The 17279-nt window shown below is 72.8% G+C and carries 17 protein-coding genes; 11 read left to right on the top strand and 6 right to left on the bottom strand.

All coding sequences use genetic code 11. The features are described 5' to 3' along the window. Positions 1-87 precede the first annotated feature (87 nt). Positions 88-1551 (top strand): dihydrolipoyl dehydrogenase family protein, encoded by a 1464-nt coding sequence (locus H343_RS0103790; RefSeq protein WP_028430039.1) that lies wholly within the window; start codon positions 88-90, stop codon positions 1549-1551. A 44-nt stretch (positions 1552-1595) separates the two neighbouring features. Here H343_RS0103790 and ligD (H343_RS0103785) read toward each other — a convergent pair whose 3' ends face one another. Beyond that, the gene (ligD, locus tag H343_RS0103785) at positions 1596-2477 is read right to left on the bottom strand and encodes a non-homologous end-joining DNA ligase (protein WP_486586776.1); all 882 of its coding nucleotides are present in this window, start codon (positions 2475-2477) and stop codon (positions 1596-1598) included. A 217-nt stretch (positions 2478-2694) separates the two neighbouring features. Between ligD (H343_RS0103785) and egtA the strand changes: the two genes are divergently transcribed. Genes egtA through egtD form a run of 4 tightly spaced genes read left to right on the top strand, consistent with a single transcriptional unit; the run spans position 2695 to position 7140 of the window. Then, positions 2695-3915: an ergothioneine biosynthesis glutamate--cysteine ligase EgtA gene (gene egtA, locus H343_RS0103780; RefSeq protein ID WP_028430037.1), complete on the top strand. Its 1221-nt coding sequence runs from the start codon at positions 2695-2697 to the stop codon at positions 3913-3915. 53 nt (positions 3916-3968) lie between these two features. After that, on the top strand, positions 3969-5351 hold the full coding sequence (gene egtB / locus H343_RS28785) for an ergothioneine biosynthesis protein EgtB (RefSeq protein WP_037902287.1): 1383 nt from the start codon (positions 3969-3971) through the stop codon (positions 5349-5351). Further along, positions 5351-6166: an ergothioneine biosynthesis protein EgtC gene (gene egtC, locus H343_RS0103770; RefSeq protein ID WP_028430036.1), complete on the top strand. Its 816-nt coding sequence runs from the start codon at positions 5351-5353 to the stop codon at positions 6164-6166. The genes egtB and egtC overlap by 1 nt, the downstream gene beginning before the upstream one ends. Beyond that, positions 6163-7140 (top strand): L-histidine N(alpha)-methyltransferase, encoded by a 978-nt coding sequence (egtD, locus tag H343_RS0103765; RefSeq protein WP_028430035.1) that lies wholly within the window; start codon positions 6163-6165, stop codon positions 7138-7140. Before egtC ends, egtD begins: the two co-directional genes overlap by 4 nt. Before the next feature lie 150 nt (positions 7141-7290). On the opposite strand, the gene H343_RS35780 is transcribed toward egtD, so the two are convergent. Both H343_RS35780 and H343_RS35475 read right to left on the bottom strand, forming a co-directional pair. Further along, positions 7291-7743: a hypothetical protein gene (locus tag H343_RS35780; protein WP_486586775.1), complete on the bottom strand. Its 453-nt coding sequence runs from the start codon at positions 7741-7743 to the stop codon at positions 7291-7293. 6 nt (positions 7744-7749) lie between these two features. Then, positions 7750-7908: a hypothetical protein gene (locus H343_RS35475; RefSeq protein WP_199778868.1), complete on the bottom strand. Its 159-nt coding sequence runs from the start codon at positions 7906-7908 to the stop codon at positions 7750-7752. 121 nt (positions 7909-8029) lie between these two features. On the opposite strand from H343_RS35475, the gene H343_RS0103750 reads away from it, so the two are divergent. Next, positions 8030-8677 (top strand): TetR family transcriptional regulator, encoded by a 648-nt coding sequence (locus H343_RS0103750; protein WP_028430034.1) that lies wholly within the window; start codon positions 8030-8032, stop codon positions 8675-8677. Positions 8678-8792: 115 nt separating this feature from the next. Here H343_RS0103750 and H343_RS0103745 read toward each other — a convergent pair whose 3' ends face one another. Together H343_RS0103745 and ligD (H343_RS0103740) are read right to left on the bottom strand one after the other, a co-directional pair. Continuing rightward, entirely contained in the window at positions 8793-10364 is a 1572-nt protein-coding gene (locus H343_RS0103745) for a serine/threonine-protein kinase (protein WP_028430033.1), read from the bottom strand. A gap of 297 nt (positions 10365-10661) precedes the next feature. Then, the gene (gene ligD / locus H343_RS0103740) at positions 10662-11675 is read right to left on the bottom strand and encodes a non-homologous end-joining DNA ligase (protein WP_028430032.1); all 1014 of its coding nucleotides are present in this window, start codon (positions 11673-11675) and stop codon (positions 10662-10664) included. 145 nt (positions 11676-11820) lie between these two features. Between ligD (H343_RS0103740) and H343_RS0103735 the strand changes: the two genes are divergently transcribed. Together H343_RS0103735 and H343_RS28775 are read left to right on the top strand one after the other, a co-directional pair. After that, complete coding sequence (locus H343_RS0103735) at positions 11821-12897, top strand: ATP-dependent DNA ligase (RefSeq protein WP_028430031.1); 1077 nt, start codon at positions 11821-11823, stop codon at positions 12895-12897. An 85-nt stretch (positions 12898-12982) separates the two neighbouring features. Continuing rightward, entirely contained in the window at positions 12983-13645 is a 663-nt protein-coding gene (locus tag H343_RS28775) for a DoxX family protein (RefSeq protein ID WP_486586774.1), read from the top strand. On the opposite strand, the gene trxA is transcribed toward H343_RS28775, so the two are convergent. Then, positions 13582-13980 carry a thioredoxin gene (gene trxA / locus H343_RS0103725; protein WP_028430030.1) on the bottom strand — a complete coding sequence of 133 codons (399 nt, stop codon included), beginning with the start codon at positions 13978-13980 and terminating at the stop codon, positions 13582-13584. The two genes, H343_RS28775 and trxA, sit on opposite strands and share 64 nt — an antisense overlap. A 439-nt stretch (positions 13981-14419) precedes the next feature. On the opposite strand from trxA, the gene H343_RS0103720 reads away from it, so the two are divergent. From H343_RS0103720 to H343_RS0103710, 3 genes are all read left to right on the top strand, one after another. Then, complete coding sequence (locus H343_RS0103720) at positions 14420-14938, top strand: lytic polysaccharide monooxygenase (protein ID WP_028430029.1); 519 nt, start codon at positions 14420-14422, stop codon at positions 14936-14938. Between the two features lie 343 nt (positions 14939-15281). Beyond that, positions 15282-16439 (top strand): LLM class flavin-dependent oxidoreductase, encoded by a 1158-nt coding sequence (locus H343_RS28770; protein ID WP_051264563.1) that lies wholly within the window; start codon positions 15282-15284, stop codon positions 16437-16439. Positions 16440-16549: 110 nt separating this feature from the next. Beyond that, positions 16550-17203, top strand: a complete 654-nt coding sequence (locus H343_RS0103710) for an FMN reductase (RefSeq protein WP_028430028.1) — start codon at positions 16550-16552, stop codon at positions 17201-17203. Positions 17204-17279 lie beyond the last annotated feature (76 nt).

The following is a 17279-nucleotide window of genomic DNA, read 5'->3' as shown; positions in this document are numbered from 1 at the left end:
GCCCATCCCGCCGTTTACGTCCCTCTCCCGCGCGCACCCGCAGCACACCAGCAGCACCACCCGTCACCAGGCATGTGGAGGCCGCCCATGACACGCTCCGAGGAGCCCCCCGGTACCGCTGACACCGCCGAGTACGACGTGGTCGTGATCGGCGCCGGCCCCGTCGGGGAGAACGTCGCGGAGCGCGCACACGCCGCCGGGCTCAGCGCGCTCGTCGTCGAGAGCGAACTGGTCGGCGGTGAATGCTCGTACTGGGCGTGCATGCCGAGCAAGGCGCTGCTGCGCCCGGTCGCCGCACTTGCCGACGTCCGCCGCGTCGCGGGAGCCGCCCAGGCCGTCGCGGGGGGCCTCGACGCCTCGGCGGTGCTGGAGCGCCGTGACGGATTCACCTCCCACTGGCAGGACAAGGGCCAGGTCGACTGGCTGGCCTCGGCCGGTCTGGACCTGATGCGGGGTCGGGCCCGCCTGGACGGCCCGCGCCGCGTGGTCGTCGACACCCCGGAGGAGGGCACACGAACGGTCCTCGCGCGGCACGCCGTCGCCGTCTGCACGGGCAGCCGCGCCGCCGTGCCCTCCTTGCCCGGGATCGAGGAGGCACGGCCGTGGACGAGCCGCGAGGCGACCTCGGCCAAGGAGGTGCCGGGCCGGCTCGCCGTCGTCGGCGGGGGAGTGGTCGCGGCGGAGATGGCCACCGTCTGGCGCGCTCTGGGCTCCGAGGTGACCGTGCTGGTGCGGGGTGAGGGGCTGCTGCAGCGGATGGAGCCCTTCGCCGGTGAGCTGGTCGCCGAGGCGCTCGAGGCGGCCGGCGCCACCGTCCGTACGAACGTCCAGGTGGACGCGCTGGAGCGCCCCGACCCCCGCGGCCCCGTCGCACTCTCGCTCAGCGACGGCGGCCGACTGGAGGCCGACGAGGTGCTCTTCGCCACGGGCCGCGCGCCCCGCACCGCCGACCTCGGACTGGAGACGGTGGGTCTCCGGGACGGACAGTGGCTCGGTGCCGACGACACGTGCCGTGTGGAAGGCGTGCAGGGCGGCTGGCTGTACGCCGTGGGCGACGCCAACGGCCGCAACCTGCTGACGCATCAGGGCAAGTACCAGGCGCGGGTGGCGGGCAGCGCCATCGGGGCACGCGCGGCGGGCGTACCGCTGCTGGAGACCGACCCGTGGGGCGCGCACGCGGCCACCGCCGATCACCGCGCCGTCCCGCAGGTCGTCTTCACCGACCCGGAGGCCGCCTCCGTCGGTCTGACCAAGGCGGAGGCCGAAGGGCGCGGGCTGCGGGTGCGGGCCGTCGACGTCGAGATGGGGGAGGTCGCCGGCGCCGCGCTCTACGCGGACGGCTACCGCGGCCGCGCTCGCATGGTCGTCGACCTGGACCGGGACGTGATGGTGGGCGCGACCCTCGTCGGTCCGGGCGTCAGCGAACTGCTGCACGCGGCGACCGTCGCCGTCGCGGGTGAGGTGCCGCTGGAGCGGCTGTGGCACGCCGTTCCCTCGTACCCGGCCATGAGCGAGGTGTGGCTGCGGCTGCTGGAGAAACACCGCGGCTGACCGCGCGGGAGCATCATCAGAGCCCGCCGTGGCTCACCGTGCCCTCACAGGCGGGCTGAGAGCCGCCGGCCGGCTGCGCGTACGGAGCGGCCGCGCACCCGGGCACCCGCCCAGGGGTCGTGCTCGCGCAGCCGCTGCCCGGCGTTGCGCAGGTTCCAGCGGTCGGGCGCGAGCCGGGGGTCCTTCAGCTCGGACCAGCTGACGGGCATCGCCACGGGTGCGCCCGGCCGCGCCCGTACCGCGTAGGGGGCGACTGCCGTCTGGGCGTAGGCGTTGCGCTGGATGTCGAGATAGATGCGGTCGCCCCGCCGGGCCTTGCGCGGCTCGGACGTGAGCCGGTCGGGGTGGCGCGCCACGAGCACGTCGGAGACCCGGCGGGCGAATGCCCGTACGGTCTCGAAGTCCGCCTTGCGGTCGAGTGCGGCGATCACGTGCAGCCCGCGCGAGCCGGTGGTCATCAGCCGCGTGGGCAGCTCGACCTCCTCCAGGAGGCCGCCCACGCAGGAGGCCGTCCACCGCACGTCCTCGAAGTCCGCGCCGCCGCTGGGGTCGAGGTCGAAGACGAGCAGGTCCGGATGGTGCGGGTGGTCCGCGCGGGAGAGCCAGCGGTGCGGGGTGATGCATGCCTGTCCGGCGAGGTAGACCAGGGTGTCGGCGTTGTCGCACAGCGGGTGCCGCACCGTGCCGCCCTCCTTGGCCAGCTCGGCGGTGCGGATCCAGCCGGGGAAGTAGGAGGGGGTGTTCTTCTGCATCAGCGGACTTCCGCCGATGCCGTCCGGGTGCCGCTCCATCATCAGCGGCCGTCCCCGCAGCGCGGGGACCGCACGGCTCGCCACACGCCGGTAGTGGCCGGCCAGTTCGCTCTTGGTGATCCCGTCGTCGGGGAAGAGCACCTTCCCGGGTCTGCGGATCTCGATGTCCCTCACGCCGCCACGAGTTGACAGGTCACGGCTGGCCAAACCGGACAGGCGGCGCGGGCCGGGGAGCGGGAGGGGAGGCCCGCCGGACCGCTGTGACCCGTAGGAACCCGCGGTTTCACCCTGGCCGACGTTGCCGTCTTGCGCGCCGCCCGTACCGGCAGCAGTCTCGGACTCCTGGGGCCCTCGGGGGCCCGCACTTATCCCGACGGGAGGCACCGGACCGATGGATGCCGTACTGAGTGAGGACGAGGCAGCCGCCTACGTGGGCGGGATCTGCTTCAAGACCGGACCGCCGCGCCGCGTGGGAGTGGAGCTGGAGTGGCTCCTGCGTGACCGCTCCGCCCCGGCCCGCGCCGTACCGCCCGACCGGCTGGATGAGGCGCTGACCCCGCTGTGGTCCCGAGGTCTGCCCGGTGGCAGCAGACTGACGAGGGAACCCGGCGGACAACTGGAGGTGAGTTCGCCTCCCGGCGAGACCCTCGCCGAGTGCATCGCCACCACCGCCGCCGATCTGACCGTACTGCGCAAGAGCGTGGCGGAGTCCGGCACTCTGCTCTACGGGCGGGGACTGGACCCCTGTATGAGCCCGCCGCGCGTACTGGAGGACCCCCGGTACCGCGCCATGGAGGCGCACTTCGACCGCTGCGGCCCCTGGGGCCGGATGATGATGAGGGCGACCGCGGCCGTCCAGGTCAGCGTGGACGCCGGTGACGAGGGCGACGGCCCCACCGGCTACCGGCACCGCTGGCGGCTCGCCCACCGGCTCGGCCCCGTACTGGTGGCGGCCTTCGCCAACTCGCCCCTGTGGCGCTCCCGTCCGACCGGCTGGGTCTCCACCCGGCAGAGCGTGTGGGCCCGGGCCGACCCGGGCCGCACCAGTCCGCCGCGCGCGCACGGCGACCCCCGCGAGGGCTGGGCGCGCTACGCGCTGGACGCCGAACTGCTGTGCCTGCGCCGCGATCCGCCCGCCGAGTGGACGGCGCCGCCCCGGCTCTCCTTCCGCGCGTGGCTGCGCGGCCAGCACCGCGAACGGCGGCCCACCCGGGAGGATCTGGACTACCACCTGGGCACCCTCTTCCCACCCGTGCGTCCGCGCGGATGGCTGGAGCTGCGCATGATCGACGCGCAGCAGGGCGACGGCTGGATAGCCGCAACCGCCGTGGCCGCCACGCTGCTGGACGACCCGCGGGCGGCGGAGTCCGCCTGGGCGGCCACCGAACCCCTCGAGGGCGAGCGCACCCTGTGGCAGCGCGCCGCCCGCGACGGCCCCGCCGACCCGCTGCTGGGGCCGGTGGTACGCGCGTGCGTCGCCGCTGCCGAGTCCGCGCTGCAGCGCCTGGAGCCCGGCAGCGCCGTGCACCACTCCGTCCTCGACTTCGCCGAGCGCTACTCCGAGCGCGGACGCTGCCCGGCACACGACCAGTTGGACGCGTTGCGCGGCTGAGGACCGCCGCGCCCGTCCGTCCCGTCGTGCACACACGTGAGGGAGAACCGAACATGTCCGATCACGCACCCGCGTCCGCCCCGGCCCCGCCCGCCGAGGTCCCGCAGGCCGCGGACGCTCCCGGCCCCGGCACCCGTGAGCTTGCCTGGGCCGCGCTGGAGCGGGCCAGGCAGCGCACCGCGTCGCTCACGGACTGCCTGGACGAGGAAGAACTCACCGCCCAGCACTCGAAGTTGATGTCACCACTGGTCTGGGACCTCGCCCACGTCGGCAGCCAGGAGGACCTGTGGCTGCTGCGGGAGGCGGGCGGCCAGGCGGGTGTACGTCCCGACCTCGACCACGTCTACGACGCGTTCCGCACCCCGCGCGCCGACCGTCCCGCCCTGCCGATGCTCGGCGCGGACGAGGCCCGGGCCTACATCGCCGAAGTCCGCGCCCGTGCGCGCGAAGTCCTCGAGACGGCCGGCCGGGACGGCGGACCTCTCTTCGAGGGCGCTTTCGTCTTCGGCATGGTCGCCCAGCACGAACAGCAGCACGACGAGACCATGCTCGCCACCCACCAGCTGCGCCGCGGCCCGGCCGTCCTCGACGCCCCCGACCCGCCCGCTCCGATGTCCCGCGCGAAGGACGAGCGGCACGGTGAAGTGCACGTGCCCGGCGGCCCGTTCACCATGGGCACCAGCACCGAACCATGGGCGCTGGACAACGAGCGTCCCGCGCACACCGTCGACGTCCCCGCCTTCGAACTGGACGCCGTGCCCGTGACCAACGGCGCCTATCAGCGCTTCATCGAGGACGGCGGCTACCGGGAGCCTCGCTGGTGGCATCCCGAGGGCTGGGCGTACGTGCGGAAGGCGGATCTGAGCGCGCCGCTGTTCTGGCAGCACGACGGCAGGAACTGGCAGCGGCGGCGCTTCGGCTACACCGAGCGCGTGCCGCCGGGCGAACCGGTGATGCACGTGTCCTGGTACGAGGCCGACGCGTACGCCCGCTGGGCCGGGCGGCGGCTGCCGACGGAGGCCGAGTGGGAGAAGGCCGCCCGCTTCGACCCCGACACCGGCGTCTCCCGCCGCTATCCGTGGGGCGACGCCGAACCCGGCCCCGGCCACGCCAACCTGGGGCAGCGCCATCTGCGCCCCGCGCCCGCGGGCGCCTACCCGGCGGGCGCGGCGCCGTGCGGGGCACGGCAGCTCATCGGCGACGTGTGGGAGTGGACGTCCTCGGACTTCACCGGTCACCCCGGCTTCACCGCCTTCCCCTACCGCGAGTACTCGGAGGTCTTCTTCGGCCCGGAGTACAAGGTGCTGCGCGGCGGCTCCTTCGGCACGGACGCGGTCGCCTGCCGGGGCACGTTCCGCAACTGGGACCTGCCGCTGCGCCGCCAGATCTTCGCGGGCTTCCGCACGGCGCGTACGGCGGAGAGGGGCGGACTCTGATGTGCCGTCATCTCGCCTATCTGGGACCGCCGTCGAGCCTTGCGGACATCGTCACCCGGCCGGCGAACGGGCTCTACGAGCAGTCCTGGGCGCCGCGCCGGCAGCGCTACGGAACGGTCAACGCCGACGGTTTCGGCATCGGCTGGTACCCGCGTCAGGGGGAGGAGCCCCCGGCGCGCTACCGCAGGGCGGTGCCGATCTGGGCGGATGTGAACCTGCCCGACCTGACCCGCGCCGTGTGCAGCGGCGCCGTGCTCGCCGCGGTGCGCGACGCCACGGAGGGCACCGCGCAGGACGAGACGGCGGCGGCACCCTACGCCTTCGGCCGCTGGCTGTTCAGCCACAACGGGGCCGTTCCGCACTGGGAGGCGCTCGTGGAGGATCTCGGGGCGCGGATGGAGTCGCATGAACTCCTGGGCCTGGAGGCGCGCTGCGACTCCGCGCTGCTGTGGGCGCTGCTGACGCAGCGGCTGCGGGAGGGGGAGCCCGCGGAGGAGGCCCTGGCCTCCCTCACCGCGCGCACCGCGCGGGCGCGTCCCACCGCACGGCTCAACTTCCTGCTCACGGACGGCCGTACGGTCCTGGCGACGCGCCGTGGCGACACCCTCTGGTACCGCACCGGGCCGCAGAGCGTGCATGTGGCCTCCGAGCCCGACTCCGCGCAGGACGACGGCCCGCACCCACAGGCCGCGGACGCCGGTGAGCCGGCGGGCGGCTGGCAGGAAGTGCCGGAGGAGTCGCTGCTGGTGGCCACCGTCTCGACCGTACGCACCGTTCCGCTCGTTCCCGCCGCCGAGAGGATTCCCATCGCATGACGGGCCGCTTCGACCTCACCCGCAGACTGCCTGACGGATACTTCGCCGACACCCTGCACACCGACGTACTCAAGGGTCTGACGGGCCGCCCCAAGTCCCTGCCGCCCAAGTGGTTCTACGACGCCCGCGGGAGCGAACTCTTCGAGGAGATCACCCGGTTGCCCGAGTACTACCCGACGCGGGCGGAGCACGAGATCCTGCGGTTGCGGTGTGCGGAGATCGCCGCCGCCACCGGTGCCCGTACGCTCATCGAGCTGGGCTCCGGCTCGTCCCGCAAGACACGGCTGCTGCTCGACAGCCTGCTGGCACAGGGCACCCTCGACCGGTACGCGGCCCTCGACGTCAGCGCCGACGCGCTGCGCGAGGCCGGCGAGGCACTGTGCCGCGACTATCCGGGGCTGCGGGTGACCGCGTGCGTCACCGACCTGGAGAGCGACCTCGGTCTGCCGCCGGAGGCGGAGGGACCACGCCTGGTCGCCTTCCTCGGCGGGACGCTGGGCAACCTCGACGGCGACGCGCGGCCCGCCTTCTACGCCGCCCTGCGCCGGGAACTCACGTCTCACGACGCGCTGTTGATGGGCGCGGACCTGGTGAAGGACCCGGGTGTGCTGGTGCCGGCGTACGACGACTCGCAAGGCGTGACCGCCGACTTCAACAAGAACGTGCTCCGGGTCATGAACCGTGAACTCGGCGCGCGTTTCGACCTCGGCGCTTTCGCGCACCGTGCCGTGTGGAACGCGGAGGAGGAGCGTGTCGAGATGCGTCTGCGCTCGTTGCGCGCCCAGACGGTGGAGTTGCCCGCGCTGGAGACGAGTGCCGCCTTCGAGGAGGGCGAGGAGGTGCTCACGGAGATCGCGGTGAAGTTCCGCAGGGAGCCGCTGACGGCCGAACTCGCCCGCGGCGGCTTCGAGGTGAGCCGGTGGTGGACGGACGCCGAGGGGCGTTTCGCGCTGCTGCTGGCGGTGCCTGCCTGAGCTGCGCGTGCCCGTCCCGGGTGCCGTCCGGGTGCGGTCCCGGCCCGGGCGTCTGTCCCGGGCCGGGACCGCAGGAGGCGGGACGGTGCCGTGGCCGTTCGCACCGCCCCGCCCGGCACCGCCCCACGGCAGGTGCCCGTGACCGGCCGCTCAGCCGGCGATGCTCCAGGAGACCGACTGGTCCGCGGCGGTGACCACCGCCAGGACCACGAGGTCGGCGGCTCCCAGTGAGATACCGAGGGCGGCGCGCCCGCGGCGGGCCGTGCCGCGCAGCAGCGCGAGACCGCCGAGCACCAGGGCGCACGGACCGAGGACGAGGTTGAAGACCAGCAGGCCGGCAAGGCCCAGAACGAAGGAGGCGACGGCCATGCCGTCGGCGTCGCGGACGCGGGCCGCCGCCCCCGTGCGGGCGTCCTGCCCGCCGGATGCCCCGGAGGTGGCTGCCCCGGTGACGCGCTCGCCCCTCGCGGCGGTGTCTGCGGCGGTGTTTGCAGCGGCCCCGGAGGTGTCCGCGGTGTGTTCCGCGGTGCCCTCCCCGGAGGTCCCGTCGGGGGAGGGGCGGCCGGAAGTACCGGGGCGGACAAGGGTGTTCAGGGCGTTCATGGTCGGTCAGCTCCCTTGACGGTGGTGCTTGCGTTCGCGGACGGCGAAGATCAGCAGCCAGGCGCCGATCACCGCGGCGGCGGCGAGTGCGGCCGGGAGCGGGATGTGTGCCGCTGTGCCGACGAGTACGCCCAGCAGGAGGAACGCGGCGACGAGGAAGATCATGCGTGGCCTTTCCGTGTTGGCCGATGATCACTTCGGACTCGGTGAACAATTGGAATGACAACTGTTCACTGACTTGAGCGTACCTTGGCACAGTCGCGAGAACACCTGTTTACTCAATGACATGAGCCACACCCGCACCCCCGTCCGCGCGCCCACCGCCCGTGAGGCCCAGAAGGCCCGAACCCGCCGCGCCCTGCTGGACGCGGGGCTCCAGCTCCTGGAGAACCAGAGCCTCAGCAGTCTCGGCCTCCGCGAGGTCACCCGCGTCGTGGGAGTGGCGCCGGCCGCCTTCTACCGTCACTTCCGGGACCTGAGCGACCTCGGGGTCGCGCTCGTCGAGGAGGCGCTGGGCAGTCTCCACGAGGTCGTACGCGAAGTCCTGCGCGGACCGGCGGACGAGAACGAGCGGATCGAGCGCGCCGTCGCCTCCATCTCCCGCTACGTGCGCGAACACCCCACACATGTCCGCTTCGTCGCACGGGAGAGGCACGGCGGCGTCCCGGACGTACGGGCCGCGATAGGCGCCGAGTTGGACCGCTTCGCCGAGGAAGTAGCCGGTGCGCTGGCCGCCGACGAGGTCTCCGCCGGATGGAGCGCCGAGGACATGCGGATGCTCGGCGAACTCTACGTCGACCACGTGGTGATGACCGCTTCCGCCTTCCTCGACGCGGCACTCGGCGAGGGGCCCGACGAGGAGAGCGTCGCGCGCACGGCCCGCCGCCAGCTGCTGCTCATCAGCACCGGCCGACGGCACTGGCGGGAAGGCTGAAGGGGGAGCCGCAGCGGGCCGGACCCTCCCGTGCGTGCTTGGGCCGGCGTGTACTCCGGCAGCGTGTGCCCGCCCGTGTCCGGGCAGCCTGCTCGGGCCGCGCGCTCCGTCCCGGTCAGTCCCCGGAGGTGGTACGGAAGGACTCCACCGCCGTGTCGAAGTGCTTCCTCGCCGGGCCCCACTCGGCGTGCGGCGCCGAGAGGTAGATGGCGTGGTGCCGTCCGCCCTCCGCGCCGAACCCCAGGTCGATCGCGTGGTACTGGCGGGCCCGGCCCTGCCAGGTGTACTCCCAGATCGCCGCGTCCTGGCCCAGATACGTCGTGGCGTTCATCCGGAGCCTTTCGTAGCCCGGTGACTTCTCCCGTACTTCCGGCTCCAGTTCGCGCCAGTGCCGCAGGGGGCTGTCCCCGGCGAAATCCATGACGCTGAACTTCAGGCCCGTACGCCCTGACGGTGCCAGGTAGTCGACCTGCTGCCCGCCGTCCTTCTCCTGCCGCGTCCAGCCGTCCGGCACGTCGACGGAGAAACCCAGCCGGTCCTCGACGCGGTGGTGCCCCTCCGCGACGGGCGGGCGTGAGGACGGCGCGGACTGGGAGGGGCCGGGGGAGTCCGGGGCGGACGGAGCGCCGGAGCCGCCTCCGGTGCCGCCGCCCTGTCCCTGCGTCAGCCACCAGGCGCCGCCGGTTACGGCCGCCGCCGCGAAGACGGCTCCCGCCGCCCACGCCACGGCGCGGAGCCGGCCCCGCGCCGGTGCGGCCGGCTCTCCGGCGGTACCGGGCCCGGGTGCCGCCGGCGGAGACTGCCCGGCGGCGTGCGACCCGTCGCGCGGCGGTGGCAGCGGCACCGTGCGCCCGGCGTCCGAGAGCCACTCGTCGGCCTCCCGCAGGGTCAGCCGCTCGGCGGGGTCCTTGCGCAGCAGCCCTTCGATCAACTCGCCCAGCGCACCCGCCCGTTCCATGGGGCGGGGCGGTTCGTCGGACGCCGCGCAGGCCGTCTCGACCCAGCTCTCCCGCCGGAAGGGCGGCACACCCTCCACCGCCTCGTAAAGCGTCGCCCCCAGCGCCCACGCGTCCGCCGCGGGCTCCGTCCCGCCGCCCCGCATGCGCTCGGGTGAGGCGTAGTCGATCGAGCCGACGAATTCCCCGGTGCGGGTGAGAGTGTCCGTGCCGGATGCGGCCGCGATGCCGAAGTCCGTCAGGACGATCCGCTCACCCTCCTCGGACAGCAGGACGTTCGCCGGCTTGACGTCCCGGTGCAGCACCCCGGCGGCGTGCGCCGCCCGCAGTGCCCGGGCCATCGCCCGGCCCGTACGCGCCGCCTGACGGGACGTCAGCGGACCGTCCTCGCGCAGCACGTCGCTCAGGGAGCGCGAAGGGACGTACTCCATGACGATGCACGGCACTCCTTCGCCCTCCCCTTCCCCCTGCACCGCGTCCTCCACGACGTCGTGCACGACGATGACCGAGGGGTGGCTTATCCGTGCCGCGCTGCGCGCCTCACGCCGGGTCCGCTCGTAGAGCCGTTCCCGCTCCGCCTCCTCCAAGTGCGGTGGCAGATGCAGCTTCTTGACGGCCACGTGCCGGTCCAGGAGAGCGTCCGAAGCGAGCCACACGGTCCCCATGCCGCCGCGGCCCAACTGCCGCGACAGCCGGTATCTGCCGGCAACGAGCCGGTCGTCGTCGCTCACCTGGATCTCTCCGCTCCCCCTGTGCACAGCCGGTCCAGGGCGGAACCCTGGCGCCCTCCCGGCAAGGCCTGCCCGGTAGCGGCGCCCGGCACTCCCCCTGCCTTCGGCGGGGGTGCCCCCACCCCTGCCTCGGCGGGGGTGCCCCCCCCCCTGCCTCGGCGGGGGTGCCCCCACCCCTGCCTCGGCGGGGGTGCCCCCACCCCTGCCTCGGCGCGGGTGCTCCCCACCCCTGCCTCGGCGCGGGTGCCCCCATCTCTGCCTCGGCGCGGGTGCCCCCCACCCCTGCCTCGGCGGGCCTCACTCGGCTGGGCGTCTGGCCCTGCTCGGCTGTACGCGCTTCGGCTCGCCCTTCACCTTCGGATGCTCGGGCGGATAGGGCAGATCGCCGAGTCCGTGCTCGCGTTCGTCACGCGCGGCCAGTTCCAGGGCGGCGTCCAGCCTGCAGGGATGCTCGTCCATGCCGGCGTGCACGTCGCCCACTTCGGCGTAGCGCGCCGGCATCGTCACCACGTCGAAGTCCTCCGGCAGCGCGGTGGGCAGCTCCTCCCAGCGCAGCGGCGCCGAGACCGAGGCACGCGGGTTCGGGCGCACCGAGTAGGCGCTGGCGATGGTGCGGTCCCGCGCCGTCTGGTTGTAGTCCACGAAGATGCGGCTGCCGCGCTCCTCCTTCCACCAGGCGGTGGTCACGCGGGAGGGGTCGCGCCGCTCCAGCTCCCTGCCCACGGCGATGGCGGCGCGCCGCACCTGTGCGAAGTTCCACTCGGGAAGGATGGGCACGAAGACGTGCAGCCCCCGTCCGCCCGAGGTCTTCGGCCAGCCGTGCAGTCCCAGCTCCTCCAGAAGCGGGCGCAGCTGCACCGCGGCCCGGACGGCGTCGCCGTAGTCCGTGCCCGGCTGCGGGTCGAGGTCGATGCGCAGTTCGTCGGGACGGTCGGTGTCGGCGCGGCGTACCGGCCAGGGGTGGAAGGTGAGACAGCCGAGGTTGGCCGCCCAGACCACGGCTGCCGTGCTGGTCGGGCAGATCTCGTCCGCGTGCCGGCCGCTGGGGAAGCCGATGCGGGCGGTGGGGATCCAGCCGGGAAGGTTCTTCGGCGCCCGCTTCTGGAAGAACGACTCGCCGCCGACGCCGTCGGGGTAGCGCTCCAGCGTCGTGGGACGTTCGTGGAGGGCGCGCTCGATGCCGTCGCCCACCGCCATGTAGTACTGCGCGACGTCGAGCTTGGTGATGCCGCGCTCCGGGAAGTACACCTTGCCGGGGTTGGACAGCCGCACCTGCTGGTCGCCGACAGTCAGCTCCACTGCCTCTCCCATGCGGCCACGTTAGGTGCCGGTGCCGCCCGCCGCCTCCCGGCGTACGGTCAAATCTCACGGTTGCCACCCCTTCCGTACGCCGCAGGCCGAATCCTCCGCGTACGCCGGGAGGCGCACGGCGCCCCGACGACCGACAATCGGCTGCATGGACCTGCCGGTGATGCCGCCCGTGAAGCCCATGCTCGCCAAGCTCGCGGCGAGGATCCCGGACGGCATGCAGTACGAGGCCAAGTGGGACGGCTTCCGCGCCATCGTCTTCCGCGACGGCGAGGAGGTCGAGATCGGCAGCCGTACCGGGAAGTCGCTGAGGCGCTACTTCCCCGAACTGGTCACGGCGCTGCGCGCGAACCTGCCCGCGCGCTGTGTCGTGGACGGCGAGATCGTCGTCGCCCGCGAGGGCAGGCTTGACTTCGACTCCCTCCAGCAGCGCATCCACCCCGCCGACTCACGCGTGCGGCTGCTCGCCGAGCAGATCCCCGCCAGCTTCGTCGCCTTCGACGTGCTCGCCCTGGACGACGAGTCGCTGCTGAACACCCCGCTCAGCGAGCGGCGCGAGAGGCTCGTCCAGGCACTGAGCGAGGCGCGGGACCCGGTCTTCACCGCTCCCGCCACGCGGGACGTCGATGTGGCGCGGCGGTGGTTCGACCAGTTCGAGGGCGCCGGGCTGGACGGGGTCGTGGCCAAGCGGCTGACGCTTCCCTACAGGCCGGACGAGCGGCTGATGGTCAAGATCAAGCACGAGCGGACCGCCGACTGCGTGCTGGCGGGCCTGCGCCCGCACAAGAGCGGCGAGGGAGTCGGCTCGCTGCTGCTGGGCCTCTACGACGACTCCGGCACTCTTCAGCACGTGGGGGTGTGCGCGTCCTTCACCATGAGCCGCCGCCGGGAGCTGATGGCCGAACTGGAGCCGCTGAGGACGAGCACGGGAGAGGGGCACCCCTGGGCGAGGTGGCAGAGCGAGGACGCGCACGCCGAGAGCCGTATGCCGGGGGCGCCGAGCCGGTGGAGCGGGACCAAGGACCTCTCGTGGGTCCCGCTGCGGCCGGAGCGGGTGTGCGAGGTGGCATACGACCACATGGAGGGCGACCGCTTCCGGCACACGACGCAGTTCCGCAGGTGGCGCAGCGACCGTGACCCGCACGAGTGCACCTACGCCCAGCTTGAGGAGCCCGTCAGCTACGACCTGTCCCGGATGCTCACCGAGACCCCCGGGGAACGGTGAGACGGGGCGAAGGGGCTGCGGAGCTCCGCCGCGCAGCCCGGGAGACGAAGACAGCCGACGCCGAACGAGAAGGGACCGCGTTGTCATGGGTCATCTGATGTGCCACCGAGGACGCCACAGCCATCGCCACAGTCACCGGCACCACCACGGCCACAGCCACGGCCACGGCCGTCGCCACGGTCACAGCCACCGCCACGGCGTCCGGGGCGACCTCGGACTGCTCGCCCTGCGCCTGGGTACCGGCGGCGTTCTCTTCGCACACGGTGCGCAGAAGCTCTTCGGCTGGTTCGGCGGCGCCGGGCCCGAGGGGACGGGCCGGACCATGGAACAGATCGGCTTCCGTCCCGGACGCCCCCACGCTCTCGCCTCCGGACTCGGTGAGGCCGGAGGGGGGACGCTGCTCGCCCTGGGCCTGGGCACCCCGGGTGCGGGCGCCGCGGTGGCCGCCGCCATGGCGGGCGCCGCGTCGCTGCACGTTCCTGCCGGGTTCTTCAACGAGAAGGGCGGCCTGGAGTACCCGGCGTATCTGGGTCTGGCCGGGTCGGCGCTCGCGGTGAGCGGTCCGGGCCGCTTCTCCCTCGACCACCTGCTGGGGCACCGGCTCGACCGGCCCTGGATGACGGCGGTGACCCTCGCGGCGGCGGCCGTGGCGGCCGGCTGTGTCGTCTCCCGGAGAGCGCGGGCTCAGCGCGAGGGCGGCTCCTCCGGGGCGTCGGACGGCGCGGGCCCGGATTCCTCTGCGGACTGACGCACCTCGTCCATGTCCAGGCCCCGGGCCTGGCCGATCAGGTCCTCCAGGGCCGCTTCGGGCAGCGCTCCGGGCTGTGCGAAGACCACGATCCGGTCCCGCACGATCATCAGTGTGGGGATCGACTGGATCTCGAAGGCCGCGGCGAGTTCCTGCTCCGCCTCCGTGTCCACCTTGGCGAAGGTCAGATCGGAGTGACGCTCGGCGGCGGCTTCGTATACGGGCGCGAACTGCCGGCAGGGACCGCACCAGCTCGCCCAGAAGTCGATCAGTACGAAGCCGTCGTCCGCGACGACATCGTTGAAGTTGTCCTTGGTGAGCTCGGTGGTGCTCATGTGCTCTCCTGCATGTCGAGAACGGTCTCGGACCGCGGGCGGGTCCGCGTTGGGCCCGACGGGGGACGCCGGGAGTCGGGGACCGCGTTCCCACCGTGCCGCGCGGCGTAAACCGGTGGCGCGGCTTCTGTGTTCCCGGCCTCTGTGACTGTCTGCCGCGACCGTCTGCCGCCGCCTTCCTCCCGGCCGTGCCGTGGGCGTTCGTCACCCACTCTTGACCGAGGCCCGACAATCGCTAAAGTCTAGACTAATGGCGAGCGTGAAAACGGGTCCCCCAGCTCGCAGTCGTCGGCCTCTTCGCGGACGGCTGGTCTCGCCGCTGGTGGAGCACGTCTTCGCGTTCCCTCCGCGTTCAGCTGAGCCGTCCTGCGGGTGTGCGGCGCACACGTGCCGAGACCCCCTCCCCACCTTGCCGGCGGCCGACCGTGAAGGAGTTGGCATGGACTTCAAGAAGAAGCTCGCCGCGGGTATCGGGGCGGGGGTCGCACCGTTGTTGGTCCTCACGCTGCCGGCCAGCCCGGCCAGTGCGCACGGCTACATCGATTCCCCGCCGAGCAGGCAGGCGCAGTGCGCTGCCGGAGTTGTCGACTGCGGTCCCATCAAGTGGGAGCCGCAGAGCGTCGAAGGGCCCAAGGGGCTGACGAGCTGCAGCGGCGGCAACGAGCAGTTCTCCGAGCTCGACGACGACAGCAAGGGCTGGACGGTCACCCCTGTCGGCAGTTCGCAGAGCTTCAAATGGAAGCTGACCGCACGGCACTCGACCAGCACCTGGCAGTACTTCGTCGGCGGCTCCAAGATCGCGGAGTTCGACGACGGCGGTGCGCAGCCCGGGGAGACCGTCACGCACCAGGTCGACTTCGGCGGCCTGAGCGGCCAGCAGAAGGTGCTCGCCGTGTGGAACATCGCCGACACGGCAAACGCCTTCTACGCCTGCGTGGACGTGAACATCAACGGCTAGCCGGGCGGTGTCCGGCCGGGCCGGCCAGGTCGGCCCGGTGGGCCCGGCCGTCCGGCCGCGGCACGCGCGGGGAGGGCGCCCCGGCCCGCCCGGGGGCGGGAGCCGTCCGCTCGTCTGCCCTTCCGTCCTTCCGCGTCCACCGTTTCTGCTCTCTCGTCCCGGTTCCCCTTCCCACTGCCACCGCGGCGCCGCCGGAGTCCGTCTCCGGCGGCGCCGCCGTGCGTGTGCGTCCTGCCGCCCGCGCCGGGGCTCGCCCGGCCGCGCGCACCATGGAATAGGCAGGCATGGGAGACTGTTCCCGCGTGTAGTTCAAGAGTGAACTAATTTTGGGAGGGTGAGAGCCGTGCAGTTCGGGATCTTCACAGTCGGGGATGTCACGACCGATCCCACCACCGGCCGGACGCCGACCGAGCACGAGCGGATCAAGTCGATGGTCGCGATCGCGCTCAAGGCCGAGGAGGTCGGTCTCGATGTCTTCGCCACCGGCGAGCACCACAACCCGCCCTTCGTGCCGTCCTCGCCGACGACCATGCTCGGACACATCGCCGCCCGCACGGAGCGTCTCGTGCTGTCCACCTCGACGACCCTCATCACCACCAACGACCCGGTCAAGATCGCCGAGGACTTCGCGATGCTCCAGCACCTGGCCGACGGACGGGTCGACCTGATGATGGGGCGGGGCAACACCGGCCCGGTCTACCCCTGGTTCGGGCAGGACATCCGGCAGGGCATCCCGCTGGCGATCGAGAACTACGCACTGCTGCACGAGCTGTGGCGCAAGGACGTGGTCGACTGGGAGGGCCGGTTCCGCACGCCGCTGCAGAGCTTCACCGCGACGCCGCGTCCGCTGGACGGGGTGCCGCCGTTCGTCTGGCACGGCTCCATCCGCAGTCCGGAGATCGCCGAGCAGGCCGCCTACTACGGTGACGGCTTCTTCGCCAACAACATCTTCTGGCCGCGTGACCACTTCATGCGGCTGATCCGGCTGTACCGCGACCGGTTCGCGCACTACGGGCACGGCACACCCGAGCAGGCGATCGTCGGCCTCGGCGGCCAGGTGTTCATGCGCAGGAACTCCCAGGACGCCGTACGGGAGTTCCGCCCCTACTTCGACAACGCCCCCGTCTACGGCCACGGCCCCTCGCTGGAGGAGTTCACCGAGCAGACACCGCTGACCGTCGGCAGCCCGCAGGAGGTCATCGACAAGACCCTCACCTTCCGCGAGTCCTTCGGCGACTACCAGCGCCAGCTGTTCCTGATGGACCACGCCGGGCTGCCGCTGAAGACGGTGCTGGAGCAGCTGGACATGCTCGGTGAGGAGGTCGTGCCCGTCCTGCGCCGCGAGTTCGCCGCAGGACGTCCGGCGGAGGTGCCCGGCGCGCCCACGCACGCCTCGCTCGTCGCACGCCGTGACGCGGAGGCGGCCGGGGGCGGGAGCGGGGACGGCGGGGACGGGGAGGGCGCCGTGGCTTCCGGTTCCGCGCGGCGGACCGCGGGCTGAGCGCTGAAATCCCTTGCTCCGCACGGGGGTCGAGGCTGCGCACACGGGGCGGGGATGATCGCGCGCAGAACAGTGCCACCGGGCAGAGAGAAGACGAGAGGCAGGGAGAGATGGAGCCTGTGAAGCTTGTGGCGGTGTCGGCCGGACTCGGCCGGCCGTCCTCGACACGGATGCTGGCCGACCGGCTGGCGGACGCGGTCACCCGCGAGATGCCCGGCGGCCGGGCGGGATCGCCGGTGAGCGTGGAGGTCATCGAACTGCGGGACCTGGCCACCGACATCGCCCACAACATGGTCACCGGCTTTCCCGGCACCGCACTCGGCGGAGCCCTGCGCGCCGTCGCCGGGGCGGACGGCCTCATCGCGGTGACCCCCGTCTTCACCGCCTCCTACAGCGGGCTGTTCAAGTCCTTCTTCGATGTGCTGGAGCCCACCGCGCTCATCGGCAAGCCGGTGCTGCTCGCGGCGACCGGGGGTACGGCGCGGCATTCGCTCGCCCTCGAACACGCCATGCGCCCGCTCTTCGCACATCTGCGGGCGGCGACCGTACCCACCGCGGTCTTCGCGGCGCCCGAGGACTGGGGCGGCGGCGAGGACGTCGGCGGCGATCTGGCCTCGCGGATCGGGCGGGCCGCGGGCGAGTTGGCCCACATGCTGGCCGACCGCCCACGCGCAGCGGGAAGTTCACCGCCCGAGCGCGACGGCCTGGACCCGGCTGAGGTGGTCCCCTTCGAGGAGCAACTGGCGGCGCTGCGCTCGACGTGAGCGGTTCGTGAGCAATCCCCTCCGGCGCATTGTGGCGGACGGTGAGGGCTGAGATGCTTCCGGTCATTACCGGGAA

The sequence above is a fragment of the Streptomyces sp. TAA204 genome, from assembly GCF_000424965.1.
This window is presented reverse-complemented; position numbering and strand designations above follow the sequence as displayed.

Excerpts from the sequence above, each read along its gene's own strand:
- H343_RS0103790 (WP_028430039.1), top strand. The coding sequence starts at position 88 with ATGACACGCTCCGAGGAGCCCCCCGGTACCGCTGACACCGCCGAGTAC.
- egtA (WP_028430037.1), top strand. The coding sequence starts at position 2,695 with ATGGATGCCGTACTGAGTGAGGACGAGGCAGCCGCCTACGTGGGCGGG.
- egtB (WP_037902287.1), top strand. The coding sequence starts at position 3,969 with ATGTCCGATCACGCACCCGCGTCCGCCCCGGCCCCGCCCGCCGAGGTC.
- egtC (WP_028430036.1), top strand. The coding sequence starts at position 5,351 with ATGTGCCGTCATCTCGCCTATCTGGGACCGCCGTCGAGCCTTGCGGAC.
- egtD (WP_028430035.1), top strand. The coding sequence starts at position 6,163 with ATGACGGGCCGCTTCGACCTCACCCGCAGACTGCCTGACGGATACTTC.
- H343_RS35780 (WP_486586775.1), bottom strand. The coding sequence starts at position 7,743 with ATGAACGCCCTGAACACCCTTGTCCGCCCCGGTACTTCCGGCCGCCCC.
- H343_RS35475 (WP_199778868.1), bottom strand. The coding sequence starts at position 7,908 with ATGATCTTCCTCGTCGCCGCGTTCCTCCTGCTGGGCGTACTCGTCGGC.
- H343_RS0103750 (WP_028430034.1), top strand. The coding sequence starts at position 8,030 with ATGAGCCACACCCGCACCCCCGTCCGCGCGCCCACCGCCCGTGAGGCC.
- ligD (WP_028430032.1), bottom strand. The coding sequence starts at position 11,675 with ATGGGAGAGGCAGTGGAGCTGACTGTCGGCGACCAGCAGGTGCGGCTG.
- H343_RS0103735 (WP_028430031.1), top strand. The coding sequence starts at position 11,821 with ATGGACCTGCCGGTGATGCCGCCCGTGAAGCCCATGCTCGCCAAGCTC.
- H343_RS28775 (WP_486586774.1), top strand. The coding sequence starts at position 12,983 with ATGGGTCATCTGATGTGCCACCGAGGACGCCACAGCCATCGCCACAGT.
- trxA (WP_028430030.1), bottom strand. The coding sequence starts at position 13,980 with ATGAGCACCACCGAGCTCACCAAGGACAACTTCAACGATGTCGTCGCG.
- H343_RS0103720 (WP_028430029.1), top strand. The coding sequence starts at position 14,420 with ATGGACTTCAAGAAGAAGCTCGCCGCGGGTATCGGGGCGGGGGTCGCA.
- H343_RS0103710 (WP_028430028.1), top strand. The coding sequence starts at position 16,550 with ATGGAGCCTGTGAAGCTTGTGGCGGTGTCGGCCGGACTCGGCCGGCCG.